This is a genomic window from Streptomyces sp. NBC_01390 (genome assembly GCF_045040105.1).
GTDB lineage: Bacteria > Actinomycetota > Actinomycetes > Streptomycetales > Streptomycetaceae > Streptomyces.
In genome coordinates, this window is record NZ_CP109551.1 from 3,522,090 (window position 1) to 3,543,146 (window position 21,057).

Here is a 21,057-nt window from a genome sequence, read left to right on the forward strand (position 1 = left end):
CGACCGGAGCGGCGGAGGGGGTCGCCGGACTCGTGGAAGGAGTGACCGTCGCCGCAGGCGTGCCCGCCGGCCCCCCAGAGGTGACCGCTCGCTGGACCGGCGGGTTCCCTCCCGCCGTCGGACCAACCTGGGCTGTCGCTGGGGCGGCAGTTGACCCCGTCGGAGCAGCGGTCCGCTGAACCACGGGCGTGGACGGCGCCCCGGAAGCCCCGGACGACTCAATCTGCCTCACCGACACACCAGTTGGCGTGTTCGAGACCGCCGACCTCTGTACAACGGGTACAACGGCAGAGCCCGACGCCGGGGACACCGTGGGCACAGTGGATGCCGGAACAGAATCCCCGGACGCGGCGGCAACCGGCACTGTCGAGTCGACGCCGGACACCGCAGGGGTGGTCGGCGAGCCCGCAGTTGCGGGGCTCTCACCGGACGGCGCGGTAACACGCCCGACCGGCACGGGAGTTGACCTCGCCGTCGCGGCAGACCTCTGCACGGCAGCCGTATCCGTCGCCGGCCCCGGCGCCCGGGGGGTCAACTGGACGGACGCGGCACCCGGCCCCGAGGAGGCCGCAGTCGGCCGTACGGGAGGAGTGGCGGACTCGGTCGAGCCCACCGAGGCAGCGTCCACTTCCACCGAAGAAGAAGGAGAAGGAGAAGGAGAAGGAGAAGCCGAGGCAGTCGGGGAAGTGAAGGAAGCCAGGGATTGCGCCGACGCGTCCGACGCCTCGGCGGGGGCTCCCGGGACCACACCCGCAGCAACAGGCGCGACAGCGGATGGAACCCCCGGAGCAACCGTGCCCCCGGCGCCCCCGGAACTCCCTGGGTGCGCCGCCGCTGACTTCCTCGCCACCGGCAAGGTGCGCCGCTGCACGACCGCCGCACCGGAGACCCTGGTCAGCGGCACGCCCCCGGCCACAGGCGAAGCCACGGCAGCGGCCGAGCCCCCGGCACTCGCAGTTCCACCGGAGGCAACAGGCGCCACACCCGAAGCCGAACCGGAGCCCGGCCCCGGACCCGGAGCAGACGAAGACGCCCCGCCCACCGCCACCACCCGAGGTCCCGCCGGCCGAGCGACCGCCCCCGGGAACGCCACACGCTGAACGGAAGCCGCGCCGGACGCCACCGCACCAGAGGCAGCGGCACCTCCCGCAGCTCCAGGCGCCGCCTCCCCCGTCACGGCCAACGGCATTGACACCGAGGGCAGTTCAAGCCCAGGCCCCGGCCCCCGCGACTCGACGAGCGCTCCCCGTACCAGGCCGCTCGGCGCGTCGTCGAGGACGGCGTGGGAGAGCGTGCCGGTGAAGGACGGGTTCTGCCAGGTCGTGAGTCGGGCGGCGAAACCGGCGTCGGCGACTCCCGTACGGCCGACGGCGGTCGCACGCTGTATCGGCGGCAACGCGGACCACCCGGCCGCCGGGACACGCGACCCGGGAGGGGACGTGTCCCCTCCTCCGGTCTCGCCTCCGACCTCAACTCCCCTACTGGAGACGGCACTTGCCGCGCCCGGAGCCCCCTCGGCCCCACGGCGACGTGCCCTCAACCGGTCGACGATCCCCACGACCTCACCCCTCTCCCGCGCCGCGCGTGACAAGGGCCGCGATCCGGTCCGTGTAACGGCGCCGGTCGCGGTGTTCGAGGTCGAGGATGTCGTCCATGCTCCAGTGGAAGTGGTAGGCCACGTACGCGATCTCCTCGTACAGCCGGTCGCTCGCGTACGTCACGATTCCCCCAGGCGGCTCCCGCCGAGTTCGACTTCGAACGGCTGCTCGCAGTGCGGGCAGGTCACACCGGCTCGGGTGTGTCCCTCGGCGTTGATCTGCCGGTAGAAGTCCTGGAGGAAGGCGAGGTCGGAGGCGAACATGTTCTCCACCACGCCGTCGTGCACGAGCGGCAGCGAGCCGAGGCGGGTGATGACCCGGCCGAGCAGGACCACCGACAGGTACGCCGGGTTCTCCTGGACGCGCATGTCCCGCAGGGGGATCAGCTCGTCCCGGGCCGTGGCCAGCCGCATCACACCGTCACGATGCACCGTGCCGGTCTCGTCGACGTACCCGCGCGGCAGCTCGAACTCGAACTCGGTGCGCAGCCGTTGGGGAGCCGAGGCGGCGGCGACCTGTTCCGTCGCCGGGGCCGCCTCCGCCCCGGGGAAGGCCGGACCGGGGTCGGCGATGGCGGCCCCGGCCGGCCTGGGAGCGGTACGACGCATTACTCGATGACCAGTTCTTCGAACGTGATCGTGACCGTCTCCTGCAGCGCGGACGCCTCGCCGGCCTTCACCGTGCTGGTGTCGATCTTGCTGCACCAGGCGTTGCGCATGTTGTAACGCTTGACCGGGTTGTTCATGTAGTCCATGACCATGATCGTGGCGTTCTTGCGGGCCGTGGACATCTGACCGGCGACCGACTCGGTGATCCACTGGTTGAAGGCCGCGGACTGGGTCATCCCGCGGACGACCGTGCAGGTGCCCGCCTTCTTCACGCCCGGCAGCTTCTTCGTGACGGGCTTGCCCTGCGCGGAGACCTGCTGGTACTCGATGACGTCCTGCTCGATGCTGAGGCCGCTGACCTCAGCGAGGTACTCGACCATCACGCCGTCGATCTGCAGGCCGAAATTGTGTGAGGTGAGGGCGTCACCCGGCTGGAGACTCATCTGGCTCTCTTAACTCTCTTGACTCTGGCTGTTTCAGGAGGACTTGACGATCACGCGCGAAGCCGGAAGGTGGGCCTACTCCTCCAACTCGCCGCTGCCGCCCGAGAACTGGGCCAGCCGGAAGATCACGAACTCGGCGGGCTTGACCGGTGCGATGCCGATCTCGCAGACGACGCGGCCGAGGTCGACCGACTCCGGCGGGTTGGTCTCCTCGTCGCACTTGACGTAGTACGCCTCCTCCGGCCGCTGGCCGAACAGGGCACCGCTGCGCCACTCGTTGACGAGGAACGCGGAGACGTTGCGCCGGATGCGGGCCCACAGCTGGTGGTCGTTCGGCTCGAAGACCACCCACTGGGTGCCGATCAGGATCGACTCCTCCAGGTAGTTGAAGTAGCGGCGCACGTTCAGGTAGCGCCAGGCCGGGTCGGAGGACATCGTGCGGGCGCCCCAGACGCGGATGCCCCGGCCCGGGAAGGCCCGGATGCAGTTGACGCCGATCGGGTTGAGCAGGTCCTGCTCACCCCGGGTGATCTGCATCTCCAGGTCCACCGCGCCGCGTACGACCTCGTTGGCGGGCGCCTTGTGCACACCGCGCTCGGAGTCGTTGCGGGCCCAGATACCGGCGATGTGGCCGCTCGGCGGGATCATGCGGGCATGGCCGGTGGCCGGGTCGAACGCCTTGATCCACGGGTAGTACAGGGCCGCGTACTTGGAGTCGTAACCGGCCGTCTCCTGGCGCCAGACACGGATCTGACGGGCGTTCAGGCCGGGCGGCGGGTCGATGACGGCGACGCGGTCGCCCATCAGCTCGCAGTGCGCGATCAGACCGAGCTGGACCGCCTTCACCTGCTCCAGGTCGATCGCGCCGCGCTGGTACGCCGCCATCAGGTCGGGCACGGCGACCATCGACACCTCGTCGACGGCCTCCAGGCCACCGAACCCGGTGCGGTCGGCGGAGTCGCCGAGGTACTCGGCCGCGCCGGCGTGCTCGCCCTCGTTCTCCGCAGCCGCCGGAGCGACCGGGGCGGGGGCGGCCGGGGCGGCGAGCGCCACGGTCTGGTTGTCGGGGCGGGCGAGCTGCGCGGCAGGCGCCGTCTCCTGCACGGTGATGAGCTTGGAGCGCTCCTTCACCTGCGTGACGACGTAGTTGCGGCCGCCCTTCTTGGCGGTCACGTCGAACGTCTCGACGGCCTTGTCGCCGTCCTTGACGATCAGCTTGAACCGCTCGGCCGGGCCCTCGCCCTCCGGGTCGGCGACCTCGACGCTCAGCGAGCCGCCCGCTATCGCGGTCACGCTGAAGGTGCCGAGCTGCTTCGGCTCTCCGGCCGGCAGCGCCGCCCGGTCGCCGGCACCCGCGACGGCCCTGGTCGGCGTGGAGCCTCCCGCGACACCGCCGGACGCACCCCCGACCCGGACGACGTACGCGGCCGAGCCGCCGTTGTTGAAGAAGCCGTAGACGCTGTGCGCGAGGTAGTAACCATCGGTGAAGTCACCGAAGGCAGCCACGTACTGCGTCCAGTTGGTCACCAGTGTCGGCTCGTTCAGCGGGCCGGTCGGCGCGAGGCCGACAAAGGCCGCGACCGAGGTGCCCACTCCCTCGATCGGACGTGAGCCGCTGGCCACCTCCTCGACGTATACGCCGGGCGACAGGTAGGACGGCATGCTCTGATCTCCTCGGGGTACGAGACAGGACACCTCTCACCCTCACGCGCGCGTCCCGTCCACCGGAACGGCCTGCAGTACCTGGTGAGGGGCAACTCCCGTGCCCACAAGGGCAGTCCAGGAGGGCCTGCGGCCCCGGGCCCCGTCCGCCCTGCCCGTACGTCTGCCCCTTCGGCTCTCCCCGCAACCCGCCCGCACCGGTAAGGCTGGGGGGCCGACCGAACCGGGCCCGGCGGGACCCGCCCCAACCGGCCCGAACCGGACCGGAATCGGACCGCTCGGGGAGCGCGGACGTCGCGGCCCAGATCTCACCTACACACCCGGGAAGTGAACAACCCAGTGAGCCTTTGGACTTCCCTGGAGCCTGCCTCCGCGACCGTCGACCCCGGCGGCAGTACGACCGTCCGACTGCGCCTGCGCAACACCGGCGACGTCGTCGACGAGTACCGCTTCGAGGCGGTCGGCCCCATCGCCCCCTGGACCCAGGTGGAGCCGCAGACGGTCCGCCTCTACCCGGGTACGACGGGCACGGTGGACCTCACCTTCGCCCCGCCCCGCACCCCGGACGCGACGGCCGGCCCGAACCCGTACGCCATCCGCATCACGCCCACCGAGCACCCGGAGGCGACCACCGTCCCCGAGGGCAACCTGACGATCACCCCCTTCTCGGAGGTACGGGCCGAACTCGTCCCGCCGACCGTGAAGGGCCGTTTCCGGGGGCGCCCCAAGCTGGCCGTCGACAACCTGGGAAACACCAAGCTGACCGCGTCCATCAGCGGCAGCGACAACGGCGACAACCTCTCCTACGACATCCACCCCGGCAGCATCCAAGTCGCACCGGGACGTGCGGTGTTCGTCGACGCCCGCCTCAAGCCGCGCCAGATCATCTGGTTCGGCAGCAAGGAAGAGCGCCCGTTCAAGCTCGCCGTGCAACGCTCCGGCGCCGTACCGATCGACGTCGACGGCACCTACGTACAACGCGGCTTCCTGCCCCGCTGGCTCGCCACCTTCCTCGGTGTCTTCCTGGCCCTCGCCATCACCTTCGTCATGCTCTGGATCTCCTACCGGCCCCAAGTCAGCACGCGGGCCAAGGAGTTCACGGAGGCCGGCGCCGTCAGCACCCTTCCGCCGCCGAGCCCCACACCCGCGCCGCCCAGCGCCCCGCCCGTGGTGCCCAGCCAGGAGCCCGCCCAGGAACCCGTCGTGGTCCCGCCCCCGGCGGCGGCGACCCCGGCAGCGGGCGGCGGCGGGGGCGGTAGCGGCAGTGGTGGGGGCGGTGGCGCACCGAAGAAGGAGACGAAGCCGCCGAAGCCGCAGGTGGTGACCGCCGCCGTGGCGGTGACGCGGCTGGCGGCGCGCAGCAGCGGCCGGCACATTTGCTACCGCGCCTACGTGGCCGACCAGGGCTGGCAGGAGCCGGTGTGCGACGGCGCCGAGGCGGGCACGGTGGGCAAGGGGCTGCCGATCAAGGCGCTCAACATCGCGACGTCCGGCACCAAGGGGAACAAGGGCAGCGGTGCCTTCCAGTTCAAGATCTGGAAGGACACCAAGTGGACGCAGGTCGTGGACGGGGTGGACAACTACCTCGGCAGCACCAAGGAGTCGGACGAGCCTCTGCAGGGCTTCACCATCCAGGTCTTCGACGGCAGCGTCTGCGGTAACCCCCATGTTGCGGACGCCGGTTGGCTGGGCGTGGTCTGCACCGACCCCGGCAACTGGAAGTACATCGGGAGCCGTGTGGAGGACCACAAGCAGCTGGAGGCGGTCCGCTTCACCGTGTGAGCCCGGCAGCCCCGCGACACCGACATCGACATCGACGGCTTTAGTGTCGATGTCGGTGTCCGGGCGAGGGCCCGCCTACCAGGCGCCCTCGCCCGGCACCAGTCGCCCGGCCTTCCTGTACTCCCGTTCGGCGCCCTCCAGCAGGTCCGCCGTCGTGACCGGTTCCCCGCGTCCGGCGGCGGAGTAGGCGGCCGTGACGACGGCGCTGCGGATCGAGCCGCCGGCCAGTTCGAAGGCGTCGGCGACCCGCGCCGGGTCGGTGTCGGGGGCGCGAGGCACCCGGGCCAGGCTGTGCTGCCACAGGGCGAGGCGCTGACCGGCGTCCGGGAACGGGAAGTCGACCACCAGGTCCAGCCGGCGCGTGAACGCCTCGTCGATGTTGGCGCGCAGGTTGGTGGTGAGCAGCGCGATCCCGTCGAAGGACTCCAGCCGCTGGAGCAGATACGCGCTCTCCATGTTGGCGTACTTGTCGTGCGCGTCCTTGACCTCGGAACGCTTCCCGAAGACGGCGTCGGCCTCGTCGAAGAGGAGCACGGCGTCGGTACGGTCGGCCTCGCTGAAGATCCGTTCGAGGTTCTTCGCCGTCTCACCCACGTACTTGTCGACGACGGACGACAGCTGAACCACATAGAGATCCAGGCCCAGTTCGGCGGCGACGACCTCGGCGGACAGCGTCTTGCCGGTACCGGACTCCCCCGCGAACAGTCCGAGCACTCCCCGGCCCCGGCCGCCACCCGCGCTGAGCCGCCAGTCACCGAGGACCTGACCGCGGTGGCGGGCGCGCAGGGCGAGTTCGCGCAGCTGGGCGAGCGGCTTGCCGGGGAGGACTAGGTCCTCCCAGCCGACGTCGGGCCGGATACGCCGGGCATGCCGTTCGAGCCCGGACGCCGACTGCTGGCGGGCGGCCAGCCGCAGATGGTCGGCGGTGAGCGGGGTCCCGTCGAAGCCGGCGAGGCGCTGGGCGGCGCGGGCGGCCCGCGCGATACGGTCGGCGCCGAGACGGTACGGGGCGACGGTGGCCGCCAGCTCGAATCCCAGGTCCAGGCCCGGGTCATGGGGATGGTCCGGGCTCCGACGCAGGGCGTCCCCCCAGACGTCCAGCTGTCCCGCCCCCTGCCGGGGTGCCTCCAGCACCAGCGGATCGTCTTCGGACCAGTGCGGGTCGTACGGGCCGGACCCGGTGAGCAGCACGGGTACGTCCGACACGTTCGGCCCGGTCAACGCCCTTACGAGGGCTTCTGGTTGCTCGGGCAGGGGCGACACGACGACGACCCGGCCGCTGAGCCGCGCCTCACGCAGCAGGTCGGGGACCCGGTCCTCGGGCCCGGAGAAGTGCAGCGCGTCGAGTCCGGCGGTGTGCAGAGCCGCCGTGACGCAGGCCAGGCCGTCGCCCTCGCGATGTTCGCGCAGGTAGACAGTGGGCGGTCGCGGATCGCCGGGAGCCTTGCCGGTGAGCAGCGCGGCCAGTCTGTCAACGAACTCCGTCGCATAGGACGTAGACGGAGACGGAGACGAGGGCAGAGATGGAGACGAGGACGGAGATGAGGCGTACGGGGTGCTGGGCGCCAGGGGGCGTATGTGGCCGGCGAGGGCCGCGTCCAGGGTGTCGTCGCCGAGGAGGTGGGCGACGACCCGGTCGGGGACGCTCAACTGGCGGCTGGGAAAGGGGCGTTCGGGTTCCTCAATGGTCAGGAGGCCGAGCGCGGTCAGGGGCGCCGAGGGGTGGAATCGGGCCCTGGCCGCCGGCTCGTGCACCGGGAGTCCGCACAGGTCGAGGGCGAGGCCGGTGGTGGCCCGGCGGCGGCCGACGTCGTCGTTGAGATAGCCGTAGAGGGGCTCGAAGGAACGGTCGAGGTCGGGGGCGAGGGCGGTGAGGAGGATGTGGACGTCCAGGGCGACGAGGCCGAGGCGGCCGGCGAGACGCGCCATCGGGTCGTCGCCGTCGACCACCGGCGAGGGGCCGGGCAGCTCCTCGGAGGGGTCCTGCGGCTCCTGGCTTCCGGGCCGCAGGAGCAGGTGCCGTACCGCCTCCTCGGACAGATACAGCCCGCGCAGCGGATCGTCGGCCGTCGGGTCGTCGGCGCTGCGCGACTCGACCAACCGCGCGGCCTGGGCACGCAGTTGGGAGAGACGGCCGAGAAGCCCGGAGGTCACGGAGGCCCGAAGGGGCACAGAGGTGTCAGAGGTCACGAAGTACGCGTCCCCGTCTGCTCCGCCGGCTGCCCCGCCCGCCCTGCTTGCTTCCCTGTCCGCCCGTTCTCCAAGTGCCGTGGCTTATGGGCCCGTTCAGGGGAGTCCTCCAGCGAGCCGTCGATCGCGCGGACGCGGACGGCGGCGCCCTCCGTGACCGGGGGTCCGGCGTCGTACTCGGGGAAGGCCGGGAAGGGGGCCGTGACCACGAGGTCGAGGGACGGCTTGAGTTCACCGCCGAGAGCGGACCAGATCTCGGCCAGGGAGCGGGACTCCGTGTGGGTGCCGGACACGGACAGCGGGACGGAGAGGCCCAACTCGCGCAGTGGAGCCGGGAGTTCATCAGGCGGGAGCAGCTCGCGCGGCAGCAGGGTGACCAACGCGGCGGACAGGATGCGGTGTTCGTCCTGGGGCTGCTTGGTCCAGGCGGTGACGAGGTAGGACAGCCTGAACCAGCGGGGCGGCTGTCGGCGCCGGACGATCACGTCACGCTCGTCGCGGATGGAGACGGTGCCGCGCTGGCGGCGGGCGGTGTCCTCACGGATGTCGTACAAGTAGGCGTTGATCGCGGGGCCGTTGCGTCGGGCGGCCCAGTCGCGGGTCGGGGCGTCGAAGAAGACGTCGATGCCGGATCCGGCGAGGGCGCCGCCACCGAGCAGCCTCTTGAGGACCTCGTCCACCTCGTGGATCACTGTCGCGCTCCCGCCGCCCTGCCGTACCGCCGTGCCCTGCCGTACGCCCCGCTCGCCGTACCACCCTGGCTAGTTGGGCTTGTTGCCGTACGGGCGCGTGCCGATTCCGGTCCCCGGCGACGCGCGTTCCCGTACCCACGGCCATCGTGCAGTCAAGGGCGCCCGGCCGCGCAGGCACGCAAGGGACGGGTGACGGGCATATGTTGGTGTCCGCGCGCCGCTTCCGATTGCCCGTTCGATCAGATGTAGCCTTCGCGCAAGGCATAGGCCACGGCATGCGCCCGGTTGCGCAGATGCAGCCGTGTGGTGAGTCCATGCATCACGTTCTTGACCGTGCGCTCGGAGTAGGACAGCTTGCTGGCGATCTCCCCGGTGTCGAGCCCCTCGGCGACCAGGCGCAGGACATCGACCTCGCGCGGCGCGAGGCCCGAGGTGGGGGCACCGGGCTGGCCGGCCGCCGTGCGGTGCAGTGTGCCCACCTGGCTGATGAGCCGGCCGAGCAGGTCGGAGGGCAGGTCTCCGTCGCCCCGGGCGGCGGCGAGTACGGCCTGCGCCAGCCGGTGTCCGGTGGCCTCGTGGCGCCAGACGATGGCTCCGACACCGCACTCGATGACGTCGAGGAGTTCGTTCTCACGCAGCATGCCCACCACGAGGACGGCCTTGGCGCCCTCGCTGCGGACGAGTCGGCGCAGCCGGGACAGCGTCGTGTCGTCGAGGGTCTCGCTGACCAGCAGGGCCACGACGCCGGGTCCGCTGTCGGCCTCCTCCCGGAGCTCGACCACCGGGTGCTGTCGCAGCTGGCTGACCGCGCCGGCGCGCGAGATCGGGTCGCCCGCGTGCACGGCGACGGGTACGCGGCGTCCGGGTTCCGACGACGGTGCGGTAGTGGCCCTCGTGCCGGCCCCGGCCCCCGTGCCAGGGCCTGTGGTGCGGAGTGTGGTGCGCAAGAACTGCCCCCAGGGTCAGGTGCCGCCACCTTCGAGGGTCCGGTGGCAGACGTGCACAGCCCACACTTCTGTGGCTGATGGGGCACGCACAATCGTGGACCACCACGAGAGACACCACGAGATCGGCCACCAGTTCGACCACGAGACCGGCCGCTACCTACCCAAGACAGGAGGCAGGCATGCCCTCACCATCGTCCTCATCGCACTCGTTGCACTCGTCGTTCTCGTCGTCCTCATCGCTGTATGAGCGCCGGGAGGCCCTGGCGCTGGTTGCCGACGAGGCGGCACGCGCCCGCGAGGGAACGGGCCGCCTGGTCCTGCTGCGCGGCGCGACCGGCACCGGCCGTACCGCCCTCCTGGAGGCCGCCACCGAGCACGCGGAGACGCACGGCATGCGCGTCCTGCGCGTCCGCTGCTCCACCGGGGGCAGCGCGACCGGCGTCCACCTCCCCGTCATAGAGCAACTGCTCTCTCCGATACCGGAGTTACCCGTCCAGGCCCCTCACCCGGCCGCCCGGCTCTGGCGCTCGCTGCACGCGTACGCGGCCGAGGGCCCGGTGCTGGTCGCCGTGGACGACGTACACCTCGCGGACGAGGACTCCCGGTGCTGGCTGATCGAGGCGGCGCGCAGGGTGGACCGATTACCTGTACTCCTGCTGGTGACGGAGCGCAGTCAGTACGACGTCGACCCGCCGTCCGCCGGGCTGGTGCACACCCTCTCCCCCGCTCTCGTACGCACCCACACCCTCGCCCCGCTGAGCCGTGACGCGGCGGCGGAGCTGGTGCGGTCGGCCGTCGGCGACGCGCCGAAGAGGTGGGTGGCGGACTACGTACGGGCAAGCGGGGGCAACCCGCTGCTCCTGCGCGCCCTTTTGGAGGACCTGAACGCCACCACCGGCGCACCGGCCGCGCTCCCCGAGACGTGCGCCGCGCTGTACCCGGGGGCTTACCCGGCGGCGGTGGCCTGGTGGCTGGACTGCGCCGGGGCCGCAACGGCCGACGCGGCACGCGTGTTCGCCGCACTGGACGAGCTGCCGGAGGGTGCCGACGTCGAACTGTTCATCGAAACCGTCGGGGCCATGGGGGTGTTGGGCGCATCGGGTGCAGTGACCGCGTCGGGATCATCAGGGGCAGAGTCAGGGCCGGTGTCGGGGTCAGTCCCGGGGTCGGACCCGGCGCGCGTTCGAGGTTGGCTGACCGCCATGACCCGGCTGGGTCTGCTGCGCCTCGACGTCGACGGCCGTCCCCGCTACGCCCATCCGCTGCTGCGGGACGCGGTTCTCGCCGGCTGGCCCGCCGCCGACCGGCAGGCGGCGCACCGGGCGGCGGCCGAGGCGATGCTGCGGCGCGGCGACGCGACCGAGTCGGTGGCCGGGCAGCTCCTGCGGTCGGGCACAGTGGCCGAGGTGTGGGCGACGGACGCCCTCCTGGACGCGGCCACGGGCGCGGTCCGCGACGACCGCACCGACGACGCGGTGATCCTGCTGCGCCGGGCGCTGACCGAGCCGATGTCGGCGGGCCGCCGGGCCGAGGTGCTGACGGAGCTGGGCTCGCTGGAGTTCGCCGCCGTACGTTCCTCGGCGGGCATCCCCCGGCTCACGGAGGCGATGCGGCTGCCGGGTCAGCCCCGGTACCGCGTACAGGCGGCGGTGGCGCTGGGCACGGCGCTGGCCAGACGCGGCGAGGCACGCGCGGCGGTGACCCTGCTGCACAACCTGGACGGCCAGTTGACGGACCACCCGGACCTGCTCCGCACGGTCCAGACGGCCTCGGCCCTGCTTTCCGACCACGACCAGACGATCCGCGAGGAGACGTACCGCCGGCTGCGCGAGACCGCCGAACACTCCCCCCAGGCGCTCGGCCCCGCCGGCCGCGCCCTTCTCGTACGGTACGAGGCGACCGCGGGCCTGACCTCGGCGGACGCCGCCATGAAGCGCGTACGAGCCCTGCTCACGGAGCCGGCGGGCCCGCTGGCGGAGCCCTTCCTGCTCGGCACGGCGGCGGCGGTGGCCCAGTGGGCCGACGAACTCGACGAGGCCGAACGCCTGACGGACCGTGGCCTGACCGGCCAGCGCCCCACCCTGCTCCACCCGATGCACGAGGCCCTGCTGAACGTACGCGCGGACATAGCCGCCGCCCGCGGTGACTACGGCCGGCTGCTGCGCGAGCCGGAGTCGTGGCGGAGGGACGGGACGACAGAGGACGAGGACGAGGGATTCGGGTTCGGATTCGGGTACGGCCACGGGTGGGAGTGGGCGGCCGGGGCCGAGACGGAGCCATGGGGCGAGGCAGGCGACGAGAGAAAGCCCGCGACAGCACCAGGCCCCGGGAACGGAAACGGACCAGGGAACGGAGGCGGAAGCGGGAACGGTCCGACGAACGCGGAGGCGCACGTACTGCTCGCGCTCGTCGAGACCAGCCGCCTGGACGAGGCCTGGCGGCTCGCCGACGCCTTCGACCTGCGGGAGGCGCACGACTCCTGGGAGTTGAACCGTTTCCTGTACGCGCGAGGCGTGGTGCGCGCCGCCACCGGTGACGTGGCCGGCGCCCTCGGTGACTTCCTGGAGTGCGGGCGCCGCCAGTCCGCACGCGAGGTGCTGAGCCCGGTGGTCACACCCTGGCGAGCCGCCGCCGCCCAGTGCCAACTGACCCTCGGCCACCCCCGGGAGGCGCTCGCGCTGGCCGAGGAGGAACTGCGGCTGGCCCGGGTCTGGAACACCCCGCGCCTGATCGGGCGTTCACTGCGCGTACTCGGCACGGCGACGGGCGGGCGCCACGGCCTCGACCTGTCCGACGAGTCCGTACGGATCCTGCGGGACGCCTCCGTCGAGACGGAACTGATCCCGGCCCTGATCGCCCGGGGCCGCCAGCTCATCGCCGCCGGCGAACGCGCCCGCGCCCGCAAGTCCCTGCGCGAGGCGGCCGAACGCGCCGAACGCCTGGGCGCCGTACGCCTGCGCTCGGCCGCCGACGAGGCCCTACGCGAGGGCGGCGCCCGCCGTACGGCGACGACACTGACGGCGAGCGAACGCCGGATCGCGGAACTCGCGGCGGAGGGCCGCACGAACACGGAGATAGCGGAGTCCCTCCACGTGGCCCGCCGCACTGTGGAAACCCATCTGACCAGCACCTACCGGAAGTTGGGCATCCGGAGGAGGGGCGAACTAGCGGGGGCGCTGGGCCGCGCCCAGTAGGAGCGGTAAGGACGTGCTGCTCGACCGCAACCGCGGCGCGTCGTTCATCTCGATCCTGCTGCTCGGCGCGGGCATGTTCGGCGTCTTCCTCTTCCTGACGTACTACCTCCAGCAGTCCCTGGGCTACACGCCCATCGAAACGGGCCTGGCCTTCCTCCCGATGATCGCCGGCCTGATGCTCGCCTCGACGATGGCCACCACGGTGCTCATCCCCCGCCTCGGCCCGAAGCCGATCGTCCCGCTGGGCATGGGCCTGCCTGCGGCAGGCATGGTCTGGCTGACAGGGCTCGGCCCGACCAGCAGCTACGCCGGCGACATCATGCCGCCACCGATCGTGGCGGGCCTGGGCCTCGGGCTGGTCAAGGCTCCGGCGATGGCTCTGGCCACGGAAGAAGTGCGGGCAGAGGACGCGGGGGGTCGCCTCGGCGGTCGTGAACACGATGCAGCAGATCGGGGGCTCGCTGGGTACGGCGCTGCTGAACACCCTGTCCACCAGCGCGGTCACGAACTACATCGACGGCAGGAATCCCAAGGACCCCGCGGTGCTCGCCCAGGCCGGCCTTGAGGCGTACTCCACGGCTCACTGGTGGTCGGCGGCGTTCTTCGTGGTGGGGCTGGTGATCAGCGCGGTGCTTTGTCGGCGGGGAGTGCCGGTTGCGGATCCGGATGCGGCACCTGTGGTGCACATGTGAGGGACGGGGGCCTGAACGGGATCGGCATAGGGGTGCCCGGCGTTTGTTGAACGCCGGGAGACCCGATGGTGTTCATCAACGCCTGGCGGTCAGCGCCCCGATTGCCGAAGCGTGCGGCCCCCTTACAAAATCTGAGAAGGATGCTGTCTGGAAGAGCTCCCCAAGGCCATTACCGTCAGCAACGCACGTGCCAGACCGTCACGGATCCTGACCGACCTGCCGGAGTCCGGGGTGGATTCCGGCCCGGTACTGATCAGCGCCCACCGCAAGCCCCAGAGCGTCCTTCTGTCCGCCTTCGACTGCGACACCGAGGCATACGTAAGGGGTGACCTCGGCGCGGACACCTTTGTCGCCCTCGCGATCACCCGCCCCCGACAGATTTCGGAGCGGCGGGCCGGGTGAACGATCCGTACGCCATGCCCGACGGCGTCCTGCGCGACAAGCTCGCCGTCATCGCCGATCACCAGTTGCCCGCAGCAACAGAGGCTGACATCACCCTGGGCGCGTCTCGCCATGCTTCCGGTACGGATTTCCGTACCAGTCCGGTACGGTACTAAGTACCACTCTGAGAGAGGATGTGCGCCATGGCCCTCACCGCAAGCGAGGCACGCAGAGACCTATTCCCCCTGATCAAGAAGGTCAACGACGACCACGCGCCCGTACGCATCCACTCCAAGAACGGCGACGCCATCCTCATGTCCGCAGAGGACTACGACGCCTGGCAGGAGACCATCTACCTCCTACGCTCCCCGGCCAACGCCCGCCGCCTCATGGAAGCCGTCGCCCGCGACCGTGCGGGTCAGGCAGGGATCACGAAGACCCTGGACGAGCTCCAGGACCTGGCCGGTGACGCGTGAGGGACGTCAACTTCGACCCAGCCGCCTGGGACGACTTCCAGCACTGGCTGGAGACCGACCGCAAGATGGTGCGCCGCGTCGTCCGCCTCATCGCCGAGATCCAGCGCGACCCGTTCAACGGCATCGGCAAGCCCGAACCGCTCAAGGGAGACCTGTCCGGCTACTGGTCCCGACGCATCGACGACGAACACCGCCTCGTCTACCGGGCCGACGACAAACAGGTCAAGATCCTCAAGGCTCGATACCACTACACGGACTGACGTCGGCTGCGAAAATGCTGGTCACAGCCGCGCGTTGAGGACTGCAATCACCAGCGTCGCCTTGTGCTCAACGTAAGCCCGTCGCGACGATTCGGTGACTGGTTTCCTCGGGCACGGTTGAGATCGCCTCCCACGCCGCAGATGATGTCTACGAGCGTCGGAGATTGATCCGATGCCTGGCGGTCGGTAGCGGCTGAGCGGGGGCGTGGAGTGCTGCGACGGCGTAGCGGTGTACCGACTGGTGTCTCATGAGGAACCGTCTACAGCTGTTGCTTCAGGCCATGTTGGTGCTCGTCGCGAGCATGCTGGGAATCGTCACCAACTACGCCACCAACGAGAACAACGCGCCATGGCTCCTGCACCTGCTCCAGCGGGTCGCGATACCGGCCATCGGGCTGCTGATCGTCACGATGGTGGTGATGCAGGTCGTCGTCCATCGGCTGGAGAACCCCGCGCCTCCGCCGACGGACTGGTCCCGCGACCGGGTTCCGTACCCTGGGCTGGACGCCTTCGTGGAGGACGAGGCTGCGGTCTTCTTCGGAAGAGACGCCCAAAGTGAGGATCTGACACGTCGGCTGCACGAAGCGCAGGATCAGTCCGCCGACAGGTTTCTCGTGCTCGTCGGGGCCTCGGGAAGTGGCAAGTCGTCGTTGGTGAGAGCAGGAGTAATCCCGCGGCTGCGTGGTCGGCGGTGGTCCGTCCTTCCTGCCTTCTCCCCTGGCACCAACCCCCTCGCGGCCTTGGCTGCCGTCATCGCCACGGCAGATGGAGAGCGCGAACCGGCGAGCGCGGTGTTGCGGCGCCTCCGGCAGGACCCCACTTCACTGCTGGCGGAGTTGTCCCGGCTCCGTGGGAGCAGGTTCCGCCGCATGCTCATTGTCGTCGATCAGTTCGAAGAGATCGTCACCCTCGCCGGCGAACGGGAACGCACCCAGTTCCTTGATGCCCTCCATGCCTGCGTGACGCAGGATACGAGAATCCGGGTGCTCACCACCCTGCGTGTGGACTTCCTGGGACAGCTCCTGGGAACAGGCCACGCCGAACTCTTCCAGCATCCGGTCGCAATCGGCGCCCTCAGCAGGAGCCAGCTCGGACAGGCTGTGGAGCGACCGGGCGTCCTTGTGGGCCTGTCCTTCGCGCCAGGCGTCGTGGAAGCCATCGTCAACGATGCGGGCACGGACGACGCACTGCCACTGCTTGCCTATTTGTTGCAGGAGTTGTACTTCGCATCTGGCCCTGGAGAGACCGTCACCGAGGAGCTCTATCGGAGCCTCGGCGGTGTGGCCGGCGCCCTCGCACGGCAGGCCGACCACACTGTGGCGGAGCTCGGCTGCGGAGACGAGGGCATCGACTTCGTACTACGGGTGCTACTGAGATTCGTCACCGTTCAGGGCCAGGAGGTGGCCCGGCGCGCTGTACCGCTCGCCGGGCTGACGGCTCAGGAACGACGCGTCGTGGACGCCTTCGTCGACGCGCGTCTGCTGATGTCCGACGTGCGCGCAGGTCAAGAACCCCATGCCCAGGTGACGCACGAAGCGCTGTTCCGCCAGTGGGCTCCCTTGCGACAAGAGGTCGAGGCGCACTCCGAGCAGCTACGTCAACGTGCGGAACTCGAACGGTGGGCAGAGGACTGGGAGCGCTCCGGGCGCAGCGCCGACTACCTTCTCACCGGCGAGAGACTGACCCTGGCCCAGCGATGGCTCCTTGCCCTGCAGGAGGCTGGGCAGGCCTCGGAGGCAGCGCAGTTACTCGTAGAGTCCTCACAGCGGCGTGATCTCGCGTTCCTACGTCGCGTTTCGGACAGCATCGGGCAATATGCGCTCGGCGCCGCGCAACAGCAGCCGGAGCAGTCGCTTCTCCTGACTCTGGCCGCGCTGGGCGAATGCACGCCAACCCCGGCCGCCCGACGGGGCCTGATGACGGCTCTCGCAACAAGCCACCTTCGCACCCAACTCGACGGACACACCGACACCGTCCGGCACATCACCTGGTCACCGAACGGCCTCCTACTGGCCACGGCGTCGAGAGACGGAACCGCTCGAGTCTTCGACGCACAGTCGGGGCGCTCGCTGTGGGTCCTCCCTTCCGACGGTGTCATGGTCGAGGGCGTGGCCTGGTCTCCGGACTCGACCCGGATCGCAACGGTGGGCCGCGACTGCGTCGTACGGATCTGGGACGCCGCGTCCGGAGAGCCCCTGCGGTTGCTCACCGGTGCCACCGACATCGGGCGGCAGACCGCTTGGTCGCCCAACGGGCGCTGGGTTTCCGCTACTTCGCGCGACCGGACAGTGCGCGTGTGGGACGTCGAGACGGGAGACCTCGTCCACGAACTGCGGGGACACCGCGACGACGTGTGGGGCCTCGCATGGGCGCCGGACAGCACACGTCTGGCCTCGGCCTCACACGATCAGACTGCCCTCGTGTGGGACCTGGCTACCGGCACATCGGTGACGACACTGTCCGGCCATTCCGACTTCGCGGAGGGCATCGCCTGGTCCCCGGACGGACGCCTCATCGCGACCGGCTCCGGTGATCACACGGTGCGCATCTCCGACGCCGAGAACGGCGAATTGCGACTCCTGCTGCGTGGCCACACGGACTACGTCTGGAACGTCGCATGGTCGCCCGACGGACAGATGCTCGCCTCGGCTTCCTCCGACCGAACTGTACGGATCGTCTCCGCCCAGGACGCGAAAGTCGTCGCCGTCCTGCAAGGACACACCGACACGGTGTGGGGAGTGACATGGTCCCCATCGGGCGACCGGCTCGCCACCAGTTCCACCGACGGCACCGGACGTGTATGGGATCTACGTCCACGCGGCGCGGAAAGTCTGCTTCTCAACGGGCACCGCGGGCCCGTTAACCAGGCAGCCTGGTCTCACGACGACGCCCGCATCGCCACCGCGTCGGACGACGGAACGGTCCGAGTCTGGGACGCCATTACCGGCGCGCCCTCCAACCACGTGATCGAACAATCGGATCGCGTGTGGAGCACCGCTTGGTCACCACTCGACGACGGGCTGGCCATCAGCACCAACGACGGTGTCCTCCGCGTCGTCCACCAAGACCAGAACGACACCTTCAACGATCAGGAAGCCGTCGTCGAGTCCGTCGCCTGGTCCCCTGACGGCAGCCGCATCGCCACTGGAGACCACGACGGCACCGTGAAGATCTGGGCGGCCCGAGCCCGGGTGGTCCTGGCCTCCCTGACGGGACATCAGGACTGGATCAGCCGCATCGCCTGGTCCTCCAGTGGCCGTTTCCTGGCCAGCGCTTCGGACGACCGTACGTGCCGGCTCTGGGACGTTGCCGAATGCCGACAGCTCACGGTGCTGCGTGGTCACGACAACTACGTTGACGACGTCACATGGTCGCCCGACGAAGAGCGCATCGCCACGGCGTCCGGCGACTGGACGGCCGCCGTGTGGGACACCGCCACGGGCCGCCGTATCGAGATCCTCAAGGGCCACGAAGGGCGCGTCCGCGCCGTCGCCTGGTCCCCGGACGGCCGGCTCATCGCCACCGGCTCCGACGACCGCACGGTGCGCATCTGGTCGTCCACGACCTTCGAGGAGATCGCGCTTGTCGGAGTGCACCAGGACAAGGTGACCTCGGTCGCCTGGTCCCGGGACGGCACACGCCTGCTTACCGCATCCTTCGACGGCACCGCCCGAGTATGGCTCGCCGAGCCCGACTTCGACCGCTTGGAAGCGGGCGCCCGCGGCCGGGTCTTCCGCGTTCTCAACGACGACGAGCGCCGACACCACATGCTGCCGCTGGGTTCGTGATCACAACTGCGGATCGACCGGCTCGACCGTGCGGTCATCCGTGTGCACCAGATACTCATCCGGGTCGAGGTTCATCGCCTTCCGCTCCGGCGAGGCCCAGTAGAGCGCGTTACGTTCGGCGAAGGTTTCCGGGCCGTCGTAGGAGACAAGCCACACGAACTGGTTCCGCTCACGGTCCACCCAGGCTCCACCGATAGCGAAGCCCAACTCCAGGCGCAGCGGGACGATTTCCGCACGCCACCGCTCCACCCACTCATCAAGCATGCCGTCCCGGACGGTGTAGGTGCGCAGTTGGGTGGTCATGGGCATACGAGTCCTCCTGAGTTGTAGCTCTCGGACCGCAGAGTATGTGCCGCCGAACAGCCAGTGGTAGGTACCGAGATCTCGCCGCATCCTCTCGGCGTCCCCTGGGAAGCCCCCTCGTCCCGTACGCGAAGGGTGCGGATGTCGGCCACAGTCCCGAGCGGAGGCAGGGAAGTGTGCGGCGTCTCGACACTCTGCGCACCCACGAGTCCCCCACGGGCCCGGTATGCCCTTACGACCGTAGTCGCGCTCCCAGTCGATCACGAGCTGGACGGCCACGCCGTTTCAGCAGGCACCCGGCAACACACCTGCTTCCCGATTGCCGACCGCCGTACGCTCCACCCCGGCGCGAGCAGGTCGACCAGCCCAAGCCCCCGCCCCGTCTCGGCCTCCGCGCTGTCGAGCGGCGTCGCCCGACGCCTGGGCAGGGCACCCGGGTCCGGGTCGTGGACGTTCACCGCGACACCGAACGACGTCACGTACACCTCGACCACGAGCGGTACGCAATCGCCGTACGCACGCACCGAGTTGCCCACGAGCTCGGAGAGGACAAGCTGCGCGGAGTCGACGGCGTCCGCTTCGACGCCCTGCGCCAACAGCTCGGCGCCTGCCAATTACCTTACGGCGCACAGGTTTCGAGGCGAGGCACAGAGGTGTGCGGCGAAACCCTGGGGGCGGGGACGGAGGTAGAAGCCAGGGACGGCCTGTGTAGCGGGCACGGTGGTGTCGCGGAGCGTGGGGTGCGAGGTGAGGGGTGCGGCGGGGTACATAGCGCCTCCTTGCGGCAACGGGCATGCCAGACCCAGCAATTGCAGTCCGCGCACACCGACTTGACTTCAGCGTGACGGTTTAACGCCTCTACTCGCAACCTTGTCACCCAAAATGCATACTCGACTCTTTGTTCTCGTCGCTTCGGTCTCATGACCGATGCCATGCTGTCGCCATGCCAAATGTGCGCCCAGTTCCCACCGTTCGCCGCCGACGCCTCGGCCAGTCCCTGCGGCAGTACCGCAATTCGGCCGGCCTGAGCCTCGACGTCGCGGCACAGACGATGGGCTGGATCGGCCCGAAGCTCTCGCGCATCGAGACAGCCAACGGCTACATCCGCCCCGGCGAGGTCGCCCCACTGCTCAAGGCGTACGGAGTGGTCGACCCAGAAGTCGTCTCCGCCCTGGAGTCCCTGGCCAAGGACGCGCGCAAGCAGGGCTGGTGGCAGACGTACAGCGGCATCGTCTCCCCCTCCTACGCCGACTACATCTCCCTCGAATCGGACGCCAGCAGCATCCGCGAATTCGCCCCGCTGCTCATCCCGGGGTTGCTGCAGACCGCCGCGTACGCACGCGAGAGCATCGCGGCCAACGCCATCACGCGCACACCGGAAGAGGTGGCGGCGCTGGCCGAGGTACGTCAGGCCCGCCAGTCCGTGCTTACACGTCCCGACGGCCCGCTGAAGCTATGGGCCGTGATCCACGAGGCAGCTCTCCACCAGCGGTTCGCTCTTCGCCCCACGACCATGCGCGAGCAGCTACGGCGGCTGCTCGACGTCGCGGAGATGCCTCACGTGACCCTCCAGGTGATGCCCTTGGAGGCGACGCCTCACCCCGGGAACGTCGGCGGTTTCAGCCTGGTCAGCTTCCCCTCGCCGATGCCTGACGTAGTACTACTGGAGAATCTCATCGGCTCGTCCTACGTTGAGGGCATCGGCGACGTTCGAACCTTCGCCGACGCCTTCGAACGCATCGTCGCGGCAGCGCTCCCGACCGATGACTCGTTGGCCCTGATCGCCGGCATCGAGGAGAAGCAGCGCAAGTGAGCAACAACCGCACGTCGGACCTGTATGCCACCGACCTGACCACGGCCGTGTGGCGCAAGGCGTCAACCAGCGGCGGAGAGGGCAACTGCGTCGAAATAGCCGAACTCCCCGGCGGTGCAAGGGCCGTTCGTGACTCCAAGAACCCCGGCCGCGGCCCCCTCCGCTTGACGGCCACGGAGTGGGCGGCTTTCCGGGAAGGCGTCGTCGCCGGACAACTGTGAGCAATGG

19 protein-coding genes and 1 pseudogene are annotated in these 21,057 nt (G+C 70.0%); 11 read left to right on the forward strand and 9 right to left on the reverse strand.

Features of this window, described 5'->3' with window-relative positions:
* Window positions 1-320: 320 nt before the first annotated feature.
* Window positions 321-1,100 (forward strand): hypothetical protein, encoded by a 780-nt coding sequence (locus OG241_RS15735; protein ID WP_405816007.1) that lies wholly within the window; start codon window positions 321-323, stop codon window positions 1,098-1,100.
* Between the two features lie 462 nt (window positions 1,101-1,562).
* On the opposite strand, the gene OG241_RS15740 is transcribed toward OG241_RS15735, so the two are convergent.
* The 4 genes from OG241_RS15740 to OG241_RS15755 all read right to left on the reverse strand — a co-directional run bounded on the left by OG241_RS15740 (window position 1,563) and on the right by OG241_RS15755 (window position 4,311).
* Window positions 1,563-1,721 carry a DUF6760 family protein gene (locus tag OG241_RS15740; protein ID WP_319096300.1) on the reverse strand — a complete coding sequence of 53 codons (159 nt, stop codon included), beginning with the start codon at window positions 1,719-1,721 and terminating at the stop codon, window positions 1,563-1,565.
* A complete protein-coding gene (locus OG241_RS15745; RefSeq protein ID WP_405816009.1) occupies window positions 1,718-2,206 on the reverse strand; it encodes a hypothetical protein in 489 nt (162 codons plus the stop codon). The genes OG241_RS15740 and OG241_RS15745 overlap by 4 nt, the downstream gene beginning before the upstream one ends.
* A complete protein-coding gene (locus tag OG241_RS15750; RefSeq protein WP_405816010.1) occupies window positions 2,206-2,649 on the reverse strand; it encodes a phage tail protein in 444 nt (147 codons plus the stop codon). The genes OG241_RS15745 and OG241_RS15750 overlap by 1 nt, the downstream gene beginning before the upstream one ends.
* 75 nt (window positions 2,650-2,724) lie before the next feature.
* Entirely contained in the window at window positions 2,725-4,311 is a 1,587-nt protein-coding gene (locus tag OG241_RS15755) for a phage tail sheath subtilisin-like domain-containing protein (protein WP_405816011.1), read from the reverse strand.
* A gap of 339 nt (window positions 4,312-4,650) precedes the next feature.
* Here OG241_RS15755 and OG241_RS15760 point away from each other — a divergent pair, with 339 nt between their 5' ends.
* Entirely contained in the window at window positions 4,651-6,093 is a 1,443-nt protein-coding gene (locus tag OG241_RS15760) for a hydrolase (protein WP_405816012.1), read from the forward strand.
* Window positions 6,094-6,168: 75 nt separating this feature from the next.
* Here the strand turns inward: OG241_RS15760 and OG241_RS15765 are convergent, their stop codons facing one another.
* The 3 genes from OG241_RS15765 to OG241_RS15775 all read right to left on the reverse strand — a co-directional run bounded on the left by OG241_RS15765 (window position 6,169) and on the right by OG241_RS15775 (window position 9,817).
* Window positions 6,169-8,283: an ATP-binding protein gene (locus OG241_RS15765; protein WP_405816013.1), complete on the reverse strand. Its 2,115-nt coding sequence runs from the start codon at window positions 8,281-8,283 to the stop codon at window positions 6,169-6,171.
* Window positions 8,280-8,975 carry a DUF4255 domain-containing protein gene (locus OG241_RS15770; RefSeq protein ID WP_405816014.1) on the reverse strand — a complete coding sequence of 232 codons (696 nt, stop codon included), beginning with the start codon at window positions 8,973-8,975 and terminating at the stop codon, window positions 8,280-8,282. The genes OG241_RS15765 and OG241_RS15770 overlap by 4 nt, the downstream gene beginning before the upstream one ends.
* 239 nt (window positions 8,976-9,214) lie before the next feature.
* Entirely contained in the window at window positions 9,215-9,817 is a 603-nt protein-coding gene (locus OG241_RS15775) for a response regulator transcription factor (RefSeq protein ID WP_006375242.1), read from the reverse strand.
* A 284-nt stretch (window positions 9,818-10,101) separates the two neighbouring features.
* On the opposite strand from OG241_RS15775, the gene OG241_RS15780 reads away from it, so the two are divergent.
* The 7 genes and pseudogenes from OG241_RS15780 (at window position 10,102) to OG241_RS15810 (ending at window position 18,713) form a co-directional block, all read left to right on the forward strand.
* A complete protein-coding gene (locus OG241_RS15780) occupies window positions 10,102-13,116 on the forward strand; it encodes an AAA family ATPase (protein WP_405816016.1) in 3,015 nt (1,004 codons plus the stop codon).
* A 13-nt stretch (window positions 13,117-13,129) separates the two neighbouring features.
* Window positions 13,130-13,808 (forward strand): annotated as a pseudogene (locus OG241_RS15785) (MFS transporter); the annotation flags it as partial.
* Between the two features lie 231 nt (window positions 13,809-14,039).
* Window positions 14,040-14,210, forward strand: a complete 171-nt coding sequence (locus OG241_RS15790; RefSeq protein ID WP_405816017.1) for a hypothetical protein — start codon at window positions 14,040-14,042, stop codon at window positions 14,208-14,210.
* The gene (locus OG241_RS15795; protein ID WP_405816018.1) at window positions 14,207-14,365 is read left to right on the forward strand and encodes a hypothetical protein; all 159 of its coding nucleotides are present in this window, start codon (window positions 14,207-14,209) and stop codon (window positions 14,363-14,365) included. The genes OG241_RS15790 and OG241_RS15795 overlap by 4 nt, the downstream gene beginning before the upstream one ends.
* A gap of 27 nt (window positions 14,366-14,392) precedes the next feature.
* Complete coding sequence (locus tag OG241_RS15800; protein ID WP_405816019.1) at window positions 14,393-14,665, forward strand: type II toxin-antitoxin system Phd/YefM family antitoxin; 273 nt, start codon at window positions 14,393-14,395, stop codon at window positions 14,663-14,665.
* Window positions 14,662-14,925 carry a Txe/YoeB family addiction module toxin gene (locus tag OG241_RS15805; RefSeq protein WP_405816020.1) on the forward strand — a complete coding sequence of 88 codons (264 nt, stop codon included), beginning with the start codon at window positions 14,662-14,664 and terminating at the stop codon, window positions 14,923-14,925. The genes OG241_RS15800 and OG241_RS15805 overlap by 4 nt, the downstream gene beginning before the upstream one ends.
* Before the next feature lie 281 nt (window positions 14,926-15,206).
* A complete protein-coding gene (locus tag OG241_RS15810) occupies window positions 15,207-18,713 on the forward strand; it encodes an eIF2A-related protein (protein WP_405816021.1) in 3,507 nt (1,168 codons plus the stop codon).
* On the opposite strand, the gene OG241_RS15815 is transcribed toward OG241_RS15810, so the two are convergent.
* Together OG241_RS15815 and OG241_RS15820 are read right to left on the reverse strand one after the other, a co-directional pair.
* Window positions 18,714-19,016: an NIPSNAP family protein gene (locus OG241_RS15815; protein ID WP_405816022.1), complete on the reverse strand. Its 303-nt coding sequence runs from the start codon at window positions 19,014-19,016 to the stop codon at window positions 18,714-18,716.
* Between the two features lie 260 nt (window positions 19,017-19,276).
* Window positions 19,277-19,630 (reverse strand): ATP-binding protein, encoded by a 354-nt coding sequence (locus OG241_RS15820; protein WP_405816023.1) that lies wholly within the window; start codon window positions 19,628-19,630, stop codon window positions 19,277-19,279.
* Window positions 19,631-19,959: 329 nt separating this feature from the next.
* Here OG241_RS15820 and OG241_RS15825 point away from each other — a divergent pair, with 329 nt between their 5' ends.
* Together OG241_RS15825 and OG241_RS15830 are read left to right on the forward strand one after the other, a co-directional pair.
* Window positions 19,960-20,829: a helix-turn-helix domain-containing protein gene (locus tag OG241_RS15825; RefSeq protein WP_405816025.1), complete on the forward strand. Its 870-nt coding sequence runs from the start codon at window positions 19,960-19,962 to the stop codon at window positions 20,827-20,829.
* On the forward strand, window positions 20,826-21,050 hold the full coding sequence (locus OG241_RS15830; protein ID WP_405816026.1) for a DUF397 domain-containing protein: 225 nt from the start codon (window positions 20,826-20,828) through the stop codon (window positions 21,048-21,050). Before OG241_RS15825 ends, OG241_RS15830 begins: the two co-directional genes overlap by 4 nt.
* Window positions 21,051-21,057: the final 7 nt, after the last annotated feature.